Origin of the sequence: Abiotrophia defectiva ATCC 49176, from assembly GCF_000160075.2 — a bacterium.
In the GTDB taxonomy this organism is placed as follows: Bacteria; Bacillota; Bacilli; order Lactobacillales; family Aerococcaceae; genus Abiotrophia; species Abiotrophia defectiva.
On sequence record NZ_KI535340.1, the window covers coordinates 573,885 to 587,625 of the forward strand.

Below are 13,741 nucleotides of genomic sequence, written 5' to 3' on the forward strand. Positions count from 1 at the left end.
TCTTTCTTATAGTGAATTAGGCTTTCTCGAAGCCAATAATCAAGCCGTGATAATGGGCATAGAATGTGCAGAGTCCATTAAAATCTACCACCTCAATTTGAGCTTGAGGATAGTGTTCACGCAGCAAAGCACTCACCGCTTCAACCACTTCTGGATTGTCGCTATGAGAAATCGCCACCTTACCACCTTGGTAGCCATGCTTGAGCATTTCTTCCACGGTTGCTTTCACAGCCCGCTTGCTCCCCTTTGACTTAGTCCCAATCTCAATCTTACCTTCAGGTGTACGAACCCCAATCAGGCGAATGCCTAAGAGACCAATCATACCGCCGACTAGACGATTGACACGGCCGGCTTTGACCAAGTTATCTACTGACTCCAAGATGAAGACCACATCCGTCTTCTGGTGATAATCCTTCAGGCTAGCTACCACTTGGTCAAAATCCAAACCAGATTCTACCAACTCCAAGCCCTTAGCAATCAAGAGGTCGTTCTCTGTCCCGGCAGATAAGCAGTCAAAGATATAGATATTAGCCAATGGATTTTCTTCCAAAGCCATATTGCGACCAAGCTGGGCGCTATTATAAGAACCTGATAAGCCACTTGAGAGGGTAAAGCAGATAACATTTTCTGCCCCCTCGAAGGCATTGGCATAAGCTTGAGGAGACGGACAAGCAGTCGAAGAGGCCTCCTTGCTGTCTTGCATATCCTTTACAAAAGTTGCCATATCTAAGTTGGCATCATCCACATATACCTGAGTGCCAATATTAATCATTAAAGGTACTAATTCAAAAGCGACATCCGTCCCTGCAAACAGGTCCGGCGAGATAGTCGCGCCTGAATCGGCTACTAACTTCCATTTCATAGGTAATTCCTCCCTCTGTCTTCTCCCTAAGTATATAAAAGCCCACGGCAACTTGCAAACAAAATCACGCGTGGGACTCTCTTTTTATTTTAGGATGTTTAGAACTGGTAATGCCCAGCCTCTTGGCTTGATAATTAACTAAGCTTGATATCGTTTAATCAGGCTGGCAATCCCCATACCCCCGCCAATACAAAGGGAGGCAAGGCCATATTGACTCTCAGAACGAACCAGCTCATGACAGAGCGTCGCTAAGACTCGGACGCCTGAAGCCCCAATAGGATGGCCTAAGGCAATTGCCCCGCCATGGACATTGGTCCGCTCAGCCAACCATTCAGCTGATACCCCGTGATGGGCTACTAAATCACGTGAGACAGCCAATGCTTGAACCGCAAAAGCCTCATTGAGTTCAAAGCGGTCAACTGATTCAAAAGGCACGCCAGTACGCGCTAAAACCTGCTCGATAGCCCCTACAGGGCCAATTCCCATAAGGCTAGGATCCACCCCTGCCTGACCAAAACCTAGGACTTCCGCCAGTGGTGTCAGCTGGTAGCGGTCTACGATTTCTTGACTCACCAAGCAGAGAAAGGCTGCGCCGTCATTAATACCTGACGCATTACCGGCTGTTACTGTCCCCTCTTTCTGGAAGGCAGGGCGCAAACCAGCTAATTTCTCAGGGCTAGTTTTATAGTTAATATACTCATCTCGATCAATCACTTGGCGATTGCCCTTGCGGTCGACTTCTGTCACCGCTACAATTTCTTGGTCAAAGAGGCCTGCCTGTTGAGCGGCTTGAGCCTTGACTTGAGACTGATAGGCATAAGCATCTTGAGCTTGGCGACTAATATCATATTGCTGAGCCAAATTCTCTGCCGTTACGCCCATAGCATAGCCCCCAAAGGCATCAGACAAGCCGTCTCGATAGAGGGTATCCACTAGAGGGCTGCCACCATAAGCCAGCCCTTTACGAGATTTACCATCTAAGACAAAGGCTGCCTGGCTCATACTTTCCACGCCACCTACAATCAGGGCCTGGTTTTCGCCGGCTTTAATTTTGGTATAGCCTTCATAGACTGCTTTCAAGCCACTCCCACATACCATGTTGACAGTGTAGGCTGGAGTCGTCATCGGCAGTCCTGCCTCTAGCGCGATTTGACGAGCTAGGTTTTGACCATGGCCAGCCGATAGGACATTCCCAACGATCACTTCTTCAATGGCTTCTACTGGTACTTGGTCGGATTCTAAGACTGCCCGGAGTACTTGGCTACCTAAGTCTAACGGACTGAGATTGGATAAGGCGCCAAGGTAGCGGCCGATAGCCGAGCGCTTGACTTCTGTAATATATACGCGTGTCATATGTAACTCCCTTTAGTTCAAAGTTCAATGAATTCTGAATTAATGGCCACTTGCTGGCGCAAGACTGGCAATAAAATGACGAATGCAGGTGACATAAGCTTGAATGAAGGCATCATCCTCCAAATACAATTCATGCTTGCGCGCCGGCACACAGTAGGCTTGGGCTTGCGCAAGGCTCGACGCCAAGCCATGAATGCCACTAGCTAGAACATGGTCGTCAAGCTCCGCCCGCCAGATCAAGACTGGTAAAGTAAGCTGGGCAAGACCTCGGCGTGACAAAATCTTGCGCGAGCTAGCTAAACTGGTTGCTAGCCAGGACCAAGTTGCGCCCCAGCTAGGAATCGGATGGTTGCTTAAATGCCAATTATGGAAATACTGGCCACGTTCATATTGAGTGGTCCAACGATTTTGGCGGGGATACTGGCTATGACGGTCAGGATCAAAGGCCCCCTGACGCGGAGCATAAGCCTTGCCACCACCAAAAGAGCAGACTAGTCGACTTAATAAATGCGCATAGGCAAAAGGAATCTTGCCTGTGTCGATGGCCAACATAGGCGAGGAAAGGATGAGACCTTGAGCCAAGCCGGGATAGAGTTGGCAGAGGCGAGTCGCGACCGCCCCACCCATGGAGTGGCCGAATAGGACTAAGGGGCCTTGTAGTTTTCCTTGCTTACCTAAATAGTCCAAAAGGCTAGCCAGGTCCTCAGCGTATTGATCAAAATGCTGGCTATGAATGCTGGATTTGGGACCATAGGGACCACTAGCGCCATGCCCTCTTAGGTCCACTGCAATGACCTGACAGGCTTCCTGATGCCAGTAATAGGTTAACTCCCGAAATTTTTCCTTGAACTCATTGAGACCATGGATGATTAGGAGAGTAGCCTGAGCCTCAGCATGAGGATAGAAATCAAAGGCTAAAGTCTGGCCGTCTGCTAAGGTAATCGTCTCAGACTGACCATGTTGTGCCAGATAAGGTTGCACCCAGTCTGTCATTTCTTGGTCGAACTGGGCTTGCGATAACCAAGCATGTTGGCTACTAGCCTGAGCCTGCCAGTGGGTGACGTCATAAACTTGCTCGCGGTCATTACTTGACTTGAGACCATGTCGACGCTGGTAGACCTGGCCATAGGTCCAAGTCGCTAGCCCCAGGCCGACTAGACCGGGCAATAGATAAGCATAAGGTGAGATCATGGTGGGGCTCCTTCAAGTTGAATTAAGGACTGGCCAGTGTATCGGAGGTGACAACTGCCACCAAACGCACGTAGGCCACGTCGCCAACCAATTGGTCGCTAGGCTGAGCGTAGAGGGTCACATATTGACTGGCAATATAGGCGCTTGTATCCTGTCCTTCCATTTTAGCAAAGGCCTTATAGAGGTAGTCAGCCAAAATATCAGGGTGCTGGCGCCATGTATCTAGATGAACATCATCCGCTGCAATATAGAGTTCAAAGGTAGATTCCCCTAATCTGGAATTAGCATCTTCAATAGTTGGATGCGCCGTCCGGAAATCTTGCCCATCTAAGGTCCGGCTACTCAAGTAATAATAATCAGATAATTGACGAACCCGAGTTTGACTCCCTGTAGCAAGTTGGTGGCCGACCTGAATCTCAGGCCAACCTACTTGGTTCCGATGTTGGTTGACTTGAGCAACAAAGGCCTGGTTCAGGCTAGTCAAATCTAAGCCCTGATTGAAGGTTTGAGCTGTACGAGCAGCCTTCTGATATATAGGGCTAGTCGTAACATTAGCTGCTACTTGATGGGGTTCTTGGTTGGCCCCAGATTGAATGACATGGGACTGATTATCCTGAGGCTTATTTTGTGGAATATTCAATAATTTTTGGGCAATAGTCAGCATGGCTTGCGGTCGGCTGAGGCTATGATCCTGCCAGACAGCCTGAATCATATCCCGTCTGGCAAAGAGGGCCAGGCAGATGACGACAATAATCGCCGCTAACTTCAAAGGGGTCGTAGATCGTTTTTTCATGGTCAGTCTCCTTCTTCTACCATCTTAGGCAATTCTGACAGAGATTTCAATCTTGATGACTGAGATTTACCCTTTCTTAAGATTTGAACAGGACATTTGTCCCAAGTCCTAAAAACGCGTATAATGTGTAGAGTAAACGGGGCTCCCAGCCCCAGATTAAAGGAAGGAGGACCCCCATGACGGATGCCCAGTCCCAGACTGCCCAAGAACGGGCCAAGGTTCAAGAACGGATTGAAGCCAAGCTCAAGCTCTTGCCAGACTTACCCGGTTGCTATCTCATGAAAGATGCGGCTGACCAGATTCTCTATGTCGGCAAGGCCAAGAACCTTAAAAACCGGGTGCGCTCCTATTTCCGTGGCGCTCACGATACCAAAACTACCAAACTAGTGTCAGAAATCGACCACTTCGAGATCATCATCACCAACAGTAATAAGGAAGCACTTTTGCTGGAAATCAATCTGATTCAACAGTATAAGCCGCCTTTTAATATTCGACTCAAGGAAGGGACCATGTACCCCTACCTTAAAATCACCAAGGAACGCCATCCTCAGCTCATCATCACATCCAATGTGACCAAGGACGGCGGTCTCTACTTTGGCCCCTTCCCTAATGTAGGAGCAGCTACCCAGACCCAGCAACTCTTACATCGGGTCTATCCCCTACGTCGCTGTGGTAAAAATGAGAAGCGGGCTTGCTTCTATTATCATCTAGGTCAGTGCATTGGCCCCTGTGATCATGAAGTCACCAAGGACATGTACGAGCAACAGATTCAGAAGATTAAGCAATTCTTCAACGGCGATATTCAACCCATTATGACTCAGCTCAAGGACAAGATGCAGGCAGCCGCCGAGCGTCTGGACTTCGAGCAGGCCGCTGACTACCGGGACCAACTCCAATACATTGAGACCACTATCGAGCGTCAGATTATTATGAGCCAGGACTACGACAATACAGATGTCTTCGCCTATGACTTCCAACGGGGTTGGATTTCTATCCAGGTCTTCATGCTCAGACAAGGCAGCATTCTCAAACGTGAGGCCGCCATTTACCCAGCTTATACGGATCCTGATGAAGAGTTGACGACCTTTATTGCCCGCTTCTATCAGGAAGAGAATCACCTACTTCCTAAAGCTATCTTAGTGCCTGAAGATGTTGACAAGGACTTGTTATCGCAAGTGATTTCCATTCCCATTAGCACGCCTCAGCGAGGCAAGAAAAAGTCCATGTTGGACCTTTGCGCTAAGAACAGCCAGCTAGCACTCAACGAACGCCTCAACCTCTTGGACATCCAGGCCCAACAAACTCGTGGTGTCAGCGAAGATTTGGCGGCAGCCTTGGGCATCCCTCTGGCCTATCATATCGAAGCCTTTGACCATTCCAACATTTCGGGGACTGGCCTGGTGTCAGGTATGGTAGTCTACAAAGAAGGCAAGCCAGACCGCAAGAGTTACCGCAAATTCAAAATCAAGGAATCTAACCAAACCAATGAATTTGCCCACACCCAAGAGGTTATTCGTCGCCGCTATTCGCGTTTATTACGCGAAGAACAGCCCCTGCCTAACCTGATTTTGATGGATGGGGGCAAGGTCCAGGTCCGGGCAGCCCGCCAGGTGATTGAAAAGGAACTAGGCCTCTCCATCCCTGTCGCCGGCATGGTCAAAGACGACAAACACCGGACTGCTTCCCTTATGAATGGCTATAGCGAGGAGCTGGTAGAGCTAGACCGCCAGTCGCCTGTCTTCCACTATATCCAACGAATCCAAGAAGAAGTTCACCGTTACGCCATTTCCTATCACCGTCAGGTACGGAGCAAGCAACAATTTGCCTCTAAGTTAGATGCCATCCCTGGCGTGGGTAAGGTGACCCGCACTAAATTGCTCAAGCACTTCAAGTCCCTCAAGGCTATGAAGGAAGCCTCGATTGAGGACTACGCCAAGCTTGGTGTAAGGGCTGAACTAGCTGAACGAATTATCGCCTATCTAAGCAAATAAAAGGACTGAGCCTAAGCTCAGTCCTTTTTGCATGCCATGATTTTAAGTGAGGAGCCAGAGAGCCAAGGCATAAAAGCTGACCCAGGCTAAGTTAAGGGCAGCACCATTAAAGAGAGGTGTCCACCGGCGGATGATGTAATGGCTAAGGCCCAGCCAAATTGGCGTGGTCACCAGCGGGGTGGCTAGTAGAAAGTAAGTCGGCCACTGGGTCTGGTCGGTCACAATGGCCCAACCATACAGGGCCCAACCCAAACAGGTCACAAGAAGGGCCGATAGCCAGGTCACATTGAGTAAGTGATTAGCTCGATTGAGCGCCTCAATCAACTGCTCATTGGCCTTTCCTGCCTCTGCGTAATCCCGGCAATATGCCTTGCCTAGAATGGCGATTACATAGAAAGCCCCATGGGCCAAAGGGGACAGACTGAAGCCGATGAAAAGGCAAAGCATTCCGGCCCAGACCAAGCCCCTTACTGGTTGAGCCATTTGCCAGAGGCCATAGAGACTAAGCAGAGGCAACCAAATAGAAAATTGAGCCAGCCAAACACCCCAGCGCAAACGGCGATCTGCCCCTGATCTCATATAAAGAGCCAGGCGTAAATTGGTCAAGCCCCCTGCTTGGTAGCGGGCCAAGTCTTCTTCTGTCACCGGCGCAAAACCTACTAATAATATATCGCCCACTAACCAGGCCAGGGCCCCAAAAAGGCCTGCAAAAAATGAAACCTGCACTAAAGTCATCAAAATCCCTCCTCCACACTTGTTACTCTCAGTCTAGCACACCCTCTATCTTTTAGATAACAAAAAGGCTGAGACCAAGGTCTCAGCCCTAAAGAGGGTGATTAGTAGTAGATGGGAGAATTGCTGAAAAAAACAACTCTCCTCTTCAATTACCTATCTTATGATGCTGACTAATCATTAGCTTCACTGACGCGCTGAAGAATAGTCTTAAGCTGACCAACTGCTTTTTTAGTTTCATCCTCATATCGTAAGTCATCATAAGGGACATAAATTAATGAACCCGCAATTACCGACTTATAGGATTCACCATGATCCTCGAGTCGATAGAAAACAAGGCCAGCAAGCATACGACTTTGAGGACCTATAGGCATCTCAAAACCTACATTCCATGTTTTACCACCTATTTCAACGGTTTCGTCCAAAATAAAGTTCTTACCATCTTGCCCCTTCATAAATCTTTTTAACTCCGCCTGTTCCCAAACTTCATCACCTTCCGGTGCTGAACCAGTGAAAAGATCCAGACTATAAAGCTGCGTAAAAAAGGCAATCGGTGACTCTTCTGCCTTCACTATAAAAGTCATATCTTTATTATCCTTCTTAGTAAGATCCTTATCCATCTTCCAATTGTTTGGAAGTATGTATGCTCTTTTCTTGGTCATATCTGTCCCATCAGGTTTAGTAATATCTGCTAACTTCAGGTAGGTCTCTTGACCCTTTTCAATCGGGATTGGCTCTGCCTTAAGTAAACGATAGAATAGTTCTTTTTGTACTTTGGTATCTGTAAATTCCTCCAAACTTTTCCAATAAGCTGCTCGCTCTTCTTCTTCCTTTTGTATATCTACGGAAGCTGAATTCGATTCATTTGTTGCAGCAACTGTTTTTATGGGCGATAAACCGATTATTAACAGAACAACATACATTAAACTAAGAAATTTCTTCATTTTCTTGCCCTCCCTACCGGTAGTCTTATAATTCTATTTAACCATTATTACCTGATAAAGACAAGCAGATTTTAGTTATCTAAACTAAGCAGATTTAATGATTGCTTCAGAGAGCTAGACTGCTTATCAAAAAAGGCTGAGCCCAAGGTCTCAGCCAAATTTATTACATCATACCTGGCATGCCGCCCATTCCGGCTGGCATATCAGGGCTTTCCTTTGGAATGTCTGCTACAACGGCTTCTGTCGTTAAGAGCAAGGCTGCTACAGAGGCTGCATTTTGAAGGGCAGAACGGGTTACCTTGGTTGGATCCACAATCCCTGCTTCAATCATGTTCTCAAAGACATCAGTTGCGGCGTTATAACCTACCCCTTTTTCAGAGCGGCGGAGGGTGTCCACAATGACAGAGCCTTCCTTACCAGCGTTAGCTGCAATCTGACGAACTGGTTCTTCCAAAGCACGGGCTACAATCTTAACCCCAGTTGCTTCGTCGCCTTCAGCTTCAACTGCTGCCACGATTTCTTGAACGTTAACCAAGGCAGTACCCCCACCAGGCACGATCCCTTCTTCCACGGCCGCACGGGTCGCGTTGAGGGCGTCTTCGATGCGGAGTTTGCGTTCTTTTTGCTCAGTTTCAGTGGCTGCCCCTACTTTAATAACGGCTACCCCACCTGACAATTTAGCTAAACGCTCTTGGAGTTTTTCCTTGTCGAAGCTTGAGGTGCTTTCTTCTGCTTGAGCGCGAATGACCGCAATACGGTCTGCGATGGCTTGCTTGTTGCCTGCCCCTTCTACGATAGTGGTAGAGTCCTTAGTTACCGTTACTTTACCGGCATGACCTAGATGTTCTACGTTCGCATCCTTAAGTTCAAAACCTAATTCTTCTGAAACAACGGTTGCCCCGGTCAAGACTGCGATGTCTTCCAACATGGCCTTACGACGGTCCCCAAAGCCAGGTGCCTTAACGGCCACCACGTTCAAGGTCCCACGCAACTTGTTGAGGACTAAGGTTGGCAAGGCTTCGCCGTCTACATCTTCCGCAATAATAAGGAGCGGACGACCAGATTGCATAATGCCTTCCAAGAGTGGTAAAACATCTTGGATGTTGGTAATCTTGCGGTCGGTCACGAAGATAACAGGATTTTCCAATTCAGCAACCATCTTCTCATTATCGGTTACCATGTATTGAGAGAGATAACCCCGATCAAATTGCATCCCTTCGACCACTGATAATTCCGTCTCGATTGACTTAGATTCTTCAATGGTGATCACACCGTCGTTGCCGACACGTTCCATAGCGTCCGCAATCAAGTCACCAATAGCTGGGTCGCCAGAAGAGACTGCGGCTACTTGGGCAATGGCTTCTTTGGATAAAACGGGTTGAGATAAGGCTTGTAAAGCTTCAACTGCCGCCTTAGTAGCCTTGTCAATCCCACGGCGGATGCCAACTGGGTTAGCCCCAGCCGTCACGTTCTTCATCCCTTCATTAGCAATGGCTTGGGTCAAGACAGTTGCAGTCGTGGTCCCGTCACCCGCTACATCATTGGTCTTGCTAGCCACTTCTAGCACCAATTGCGCCCCCATGTTTTCGAAGCGGTCTTCTAATTCGATTTCACGTGCGATGGTTACCCCATCATTGGTAATCAAAGGGGAGCCAAAGGTCTTGTCTAAGACCACATTACGGCCCTTAGGCCCTAAGGTTGTTTTGACTGTGTTTGCTAAAATATCTACCCCACGCAAGAGAGCTGCGCGAGCGTCTTCTGAGAATTTCAATTCTTTTGCCATCAAGAGTCACTCCTTTTCTATTCTCTGCCTTGTGCTTAGCCTAAAACTGCCAAGACATGGTCTAATTCAATCACTAAATATTCTTGGCCGTCTTGCTTAACGGTCACGCCTGCATAAGATTCAAAGACAACGCGGTCGCCGACTGCGACTTCGCCAGCATTTGCTACTTCCTTGCTGATTGCTAGGACCGTCCCGGTCTCTTGTTTTTCTTGGGCGGCGCTAGATAAAATCAAGCCTCCAACGCTTTTTTCTTCTGCTGGGGCTACTTCAATTACCAGTCGTTTTCCTAATGGTTTTAACATGGGATTTCCTCCATTCATTCTGAAACTTAGCACTCAAACGCCTCAAGTGCTAACCACTCTTTTATAATAGTCTAAAATAGTCAAAAAAGCAAGTGATAGGCACTTGCTTTTTGAAACTTATGATTTAATTTTTAGATAGCCATCTTCTGAGCGATAAGAAGCTAAGGCTTCCCAAACTGCCACTGGACAAGTTACGATGAAGAGGAAGATATAGCCAGTCTGTAACCACATGACCGCAACGTCACTGAGGCCATGGACCAAGACGGTGACAATCATGGCGGTCACTAGCCCAATCTCAGCTTGAACTTCTGGTTTGAACCAGAGAGCCACCCGCTCACGGAAGTAGCCAACCGTCCCAATCAAGTAGATTGCCGTCCCATAGAGACCATAAGAAGAGAGGAACTCCAGGAAAATCTGATGGGCGTGAGGTTGTCCCTTACCACCATAGAGGTAGAAGAAACTGAAGTAGGACATAGGTCCCCGCCCTGTTAAAGGATAATCGGTGAAGATGCCCCAAGCCGCCCGCCAAATCATTTCCCGCTCTTCCAAGCTATGAGAGAAGGAAGCCGAGGTAAAGCGCGCCAGGAGTTCTGGGAAGAAGAAGACCAAGCAAGTCCCTGCCAACCCAATTCCACCTAGCCAGAGGACTAGGCGCCGGTTAATGAAGAAGACAAAGGTGATGGTTCCCACTACCAGAGCCGGCAAGGCCATGCGAGAGGCGGTCAGCAAGATGCCAACCACATTCAAGACCATGCTGAGACCATACCAGATTTTAGCCTTTTTCGTGCCGGCCTTAACAAAGAGGTAGGCCCCTATCAGAAGGGCAAAAATACAGAAGAGCCCATAATAGTTGGCATTAAAGAGGGTGGACATAGCCCGATGCTTTGGGTTAGGATCCCGCACAATATAATCTAGCGGGAAGCCATGACTGGCTATAAAGACTTGGTAGTGATAGATAGCATAGAGACTAGTTCCAATGCTACCTAAGCCAATGATATTCAGCATTTTAATCAGTAGATCAGGCGTGACAAAATTGCGATAAATCCGGAAGAAGGTCCAAACTAGGATAAAACCAATGGCTGCCCAGATACCATATTGGTTACGGTTGGCAAAAGCAATCATAAAGCTAAAGATGGCTCCGGCGCCGAACCAGCCCGTTCCTAGGGCAATCTTGCCTAAACGTCGCCGGTACTTCCAGAAAATCAAGCCCACGGCTATCACCGCCGCTGGCACACTAATATAAAAAGGAAAAAGAATTAAGATACTTACAAAAATCATAATGAGCGCAGGCTGAGACATGATATCACGTAAGCTAAGACGCGTCGCCTGCTTGCTTTCAGTAGTTTCCATATAAGCTACTCCTCGTTGATCAGGGTCAATTATTACCTTCTTATTTTACCCTATTTGGCCGGAAATTTCCAATCATCCTATAAGTAAAATCTGTCATCAGCATCTTCTTTTCTGCTAGCTTAATCCTCACCCTATCTATCAATCTATCTATTGATAGATAGGGTATGAGCCAGCAAATTTACGTGCTCTATCAGACACAAGTTGTGCTTGCCTTGCCTGTGATAAAAAGCCAAAAGGCTAGATTCTGCCTCGTCCCCTAGGACGGTAGGCAGTTTCTAGCCCTTTTCGATTCAATTCTATTAGTTAAGACGGCTCTTGTTAGCGACGTCCTCACTTAAGAGGCGGACAAAGTCGTCATAGCTGTAGCTTTCAGACTTGGCAGAACCGTAGTGGCGGACGTTAACCGTGCCTTCAGACACTTCTTGGTCCCCAATAACAATTTGGTAAGGAATCTTAGCTGTTTGAGCGGAGCGAATCTTGTAACCCAACTTCTCATTACGCAAGTCCATATCCACTCGGAAACCTTTAGCCTTCAAGTCTTCATAGATTTCTTGAACGCGGTCACTGTGCGCCTCTAGGCTAACTGGCAAGAGGGCCACTTGAACGGGTGCCAACCAAGTTGGGAAGGCTCCCTTGTACTCTTCGATTAAGTAGGCCACAAAACGTTCCATGGTAGACACAACCCCACGGTGGATGACCACTGGACGGTGGTTATCTTGACCATCTTCCCCAACATAAGTGAGGTCGAAGCGTTCTGGCAAGAGGAAGTCCAACTGAATGGTGGACATGGTTTCTTCCAGACCAATGGCAGTCTTGAATTGGATGTCCAATTTAGGACCGTAGAAGGCTGCTTCCCCGATGGCCTCGAAGTAGTCTAAGCCCAACTCATCCATGGCTTCCTTAAGCATGGCTTGCGCCTTTTCCCACATCGCATCATCGTCAAAGTATTTCTCTTTGTTCTCTGGGTCACGGTAGCTGAGACGGAAGCGGTAGTCTGTAATCCCAAAGTCGTGGTAAACCGCCTTAATCAAGTCTAACACGCGGATGAATTCTTCCTTGATTTGGTCAGGACGCACGAAGATATGGGCGTCGTTCAGGGTCATTTCACGAACCCGTTGCAAACCAGATAGGGCCCCTGATTTCTCATAACGGTGCATCATACCTAATTCCGCAATCCGGATTGGCAATTCGCGGTAGGAATGGATGTCATTCTTATAAATCATCATGTGGTGTGGGCAGTTCATTGGCCGTAAGACCAGCATCTCGCCGTCGCCCATGTCCATTGGTGGGAACATGTCGTCCTTGTAGTGAGCCCAGTGGCCAGATGTTTGATAGAGGTCTACCTTGGCCATGATTGGGGTATAAACGTGGTCATAGCCCAAGCTGATTTCCTTATCCATGATATAACGTTCAATCACACGACGGATGGTTGCCCCTTTTGGTAACCAGAATGGTAAACCAGAACCTACTTCCTTAGATACCATGAAGATACCCAGTTCTTTCCCTAATTTACGGTGGTCACGTTCCTTAGCTTCTTGGCGTAGACGCAAGAATTCATCTAGGTCAGCCTGCTTGAAGAAGGCTGTCCCGTAAACCCGTTGCATCATCTTATTATCAGAGTTACCACGCCAGTAAGCCCCAGCCAAGCTAAGCAGCTTGAAGACCTTAATCTTGCCTGTTGATGGTACGTGAATCCCACGGCAGAGGTCAGTAAAGTCTTCTTGTTGGTAGACAGTGATGACTTCATCTGCTGGTAGGTCTGTGATCAATTCCACCTTATAAGGGTCGTGCTTGAAGAGTTCGAGAGCCTCAGCTCGAGATACTTCCCGTCTTACAATTGGGTAGTTCTGGCTGATGATTTTCTTCATTTCCTTCTCAACTGCAGGCAGGTCGTCTTCAGTTAATTGGACTTCCTTGTCAGTATCGTAGTAGAAACCTGATTCAATGGCAGGCCCTACCCCAAAATGAATACCAGGATAGAGGCGAGTTAAGGCGTGAGCCATCAAGTGGGCGGTTGAGTGACGCATAATTTCTAAGGCTTCTGGGCTCTTGTCAGTGATGATTTCGATGGCCCCGTCAGCTTCCAAAGGACGGTCGTGGTCCACCAATTGACCTTGGAATTTGCCGGCTAGGGTTGCTTTGGCTAAAGAAGAGCCGATGCTAGCAGCCACTTGATCGACAGTGACACCCTTGTCATAGTGACGGACACTGCCGTCAGGGAAAGTTAAGGCGATTTGAGACATAATAGTTCCTCCTCATTGGATAATAGTGCTTGGTCGACAGTCTTAATCATTGGAAAGAAAAATCCCATTGACTCTGGTATTGCGACACAGAGTCAATGGGACGTTGATAACGTGGTTCCACCCAAATTTGCTTCTGCCACTGGCAAAAGCCTCTTGGTGCTGGTAACGGGAGCGACCGTCTTGACTTAACAGGCTAG

The 13,741-nt window shown here is 47.9% G+C and carries 11 protein-coding genes; 1 reads left to right on the forward strand and 10 read right to left on the reverse strand.

Annotated features, from left to right (window positions below; genetic code table 11):
- Positions 1-16 precede the first annotated feature (16 nt).
- The 4 genes from GCWU000182_RS02580 to GCWU000182_RS02595 form a co-directional block, all read right to left on the reverse strand.
- Positions 17-862, reverse strand: coding sequence for a DegV family protein (locus GCWU000182_RS02580; RefSeq protein WP_023391182.1), 846 nt, complete (start codon positions 860-862; stop codon positions 17-19).
- Between the two features lie 138 nt (positions 863-1,000).
- The gene (locus GCWU000182_RS02585; protein ID WP_023391183.1) at positions 1,001-2,215 is read right to left on the reverse strand and encodes an acetyl-CoA C-acyltransferase; all 1,215 of its coding nucleotides are present in this window, start codon (positions 2,213-2,215) and stop codon (positions 1,001-1,003) included.
- 39 nt (positions 2,216-2,254) lie between these two features.
- Complete coding sequence (locus GCWU000182_RS02590) at positions 2,255-3,406, reverse strand: alpha/beta fold hydrolase (RefSeq protein WP_023391184.1); 1,152 nt, start codon at positions 3,404-3,406, stop codon at positions 2,255-2,257.
- Positions 3,407-3,428: 22 nt separating this feature from the next.
- A complete protein-coding gene (locus tag GCWU000182_RS02595; RefSeq protein WP_023391185.1) occupies positions 3,429-4,199 on the reverse strand; it encodes a hypothetical protein in 771 nt (256 codons plus the stop codon).
- 176 nt (positions 4,200-4,375) lie between these two features.
- Between GCWU000182_RS02595 and uvrC the strand changes: the two genes are divergently transcribed.
- Complete coding sequence (gene uvrC, locus GCWU000182_RS02600) at positions 4,376-6,190, forward strand: excinuclease ABC subunit UvrC (protein WP_023391186.1); 1,815 nt, start codon at positions 4,376-4,378, stop codon at positions 6,188-6,190.
- 42 nt (positions 6,191-6,232) lie between these two features.
- Here uvrC and GCWU000182_RS02605 read toward each other — a convergent pair whose 3' ends face one another.
- From GCWU000182_RS02605 to thrS, 6 genes are all read right to left on the reverse strand, one after another.
- A complete protein-coding gene (locus tag GCWU000182_RS02605) occupies positions 6,233-6,925 on the reverse strand; it encodes a DUF6796 family protein (protein WP_023391187.1) in 693 nt (230 codons plus the stop codon).
- A gap of 170 nt (positions 6,926-7,095) precedes the next feature.
- Positions 7,096-7,866: a hypothetical protein gene (locus GCWU000182_RS02610; protein WP_023391188.1), complete on the reverse strand. Its 771-nt coding sequence runs from the start codon at positions 7,864-7,866 to the stop codon at positions 7,096-7,098.
- 163 nt (positions 7,867-8,029) lie between these two features.
- Positions 8,030-9,649 (reverse strand): chaperonin GroEL, encoded by a 1,620-nt coding sequence (gene groL, locus GCWU000182_RS02615; protein WP_023391189.1) that lies wholly within the window; start codon positions 9,647-9,649, stop codon positions 8,030-8,032.
- A gap of 35 nt (positions 9,650-9,684) precedes the next feature.
- Entirely contained in the window at positions 9,685-9,951 is a 267-nt protein-coding gene (locus GCWU000182_RS02620; RefSeq protein WP_035363953.1) for a co-chaperone GroES, read from the reverse strand.
- A 117-nt stretch (positions 9,952-10,068) separates the two neighbouring features.
- Positions 10,069-11,301, reverse strand: a complete 1,233-nt coding sequence (locus GCWU000182_RS02625) for an O-antigen ligase family protein (protein WP_023391191.1) — start codon at positions 11,299-11,301, stop codon at positions 10,069-10,071.
- A gap of 299 nt (positions 11,302-11,600) precedes the next feature.
- Positions 11,601-13,544 (reverse strand): threonine--tRNA ligase, encoded by a 1,944-nt coding sequence (gene thrS, locus GCWU000182_RS02630; RefSeq protein ID WP_023391192.1) that lies wholly within the window; start codon positions 13,542-13,544, stop codon positions 11,601-11,603.
- Positions 13,545-13,741: the final 197 nt, after the last annotated feature.

Coding starts and splice junctions, on each gene's coding strand:
- GCWU000182_RS02580 (WP_023391182.1), bottom strand. CDS start 862: ATGAAATGGAAGTTAGTAGCCGATTCAGGCGCGACTATCTCGCCGGAC.
- GCWU000182_RS02585 (WP_023391183.1), bottom strand. CDS start 2,215: ATGACACGCGTATATATTACAGAAGTCAAGCGCTCGGCTATCGGCCGC.
- GCWU000182_RS02590 (WP_023391184.1), bottom strand. CDS start 3,406: ATGATCTCACCTTATGCTTATCTATTGCCCGGTCTAGTCGGCCTGGGG.
- GCWU000182_RS02595 (WP_023391185.1), bottom strand. CDS start 4,199: ATGAAAAAACGATCTACGACCCCTTTGAAGTTAGCGGCGATTATTGTC.
- uvrC (WP_023391186.1), top strand. CDS start 4,376: ATGACGGATGCCCAGTCCCAGACTGCCCAAGAACGGGCCAAGGTTCAA.
- GCWU000182_RS02605 (WP_023391187.1), bottom strand. CDS start 6,925: ATGACTTTAGTGCAGGTTTCATTTTTTGCAGGCCTTTTTGGGGCCCTG.
- GCWU000182_RS02610 (WP_023391188.1), bottom strand. CDS start 7,866: ATGAAGAAATTTCTTAGTTTAATGTATGTTGTTCTGTTAATAATCGGT.
- groL (WP_023391189.1), bottom strand. CDS start 9,649: ATGGCAAAAGAATTGAAATTCTCAGAAGACGCTCGCGCAGCTCTCTTG.
- GCWU000182_RS02620 (WP_035363953.1), bottom strand. CDS start 9,951: ATGTTAAAACCATTAGGAAAACGACTGGTAATTGAAGTAGCCCCAGCA.
- GCWU000182_RS02625 (WP_023391191.1), bottom strand. CDS start 11,301: ATGGAAACTACTGAAAGCAAGCAGGCGACGCGTCTTAGCTTACGTGAT.
- thrS (WP_023391192.1), bottom strand. CDS start 13,544: ATGTCTCAAATCGCCTTAACTTTCCCTGACGGCAGTGTCCGTCACTAT.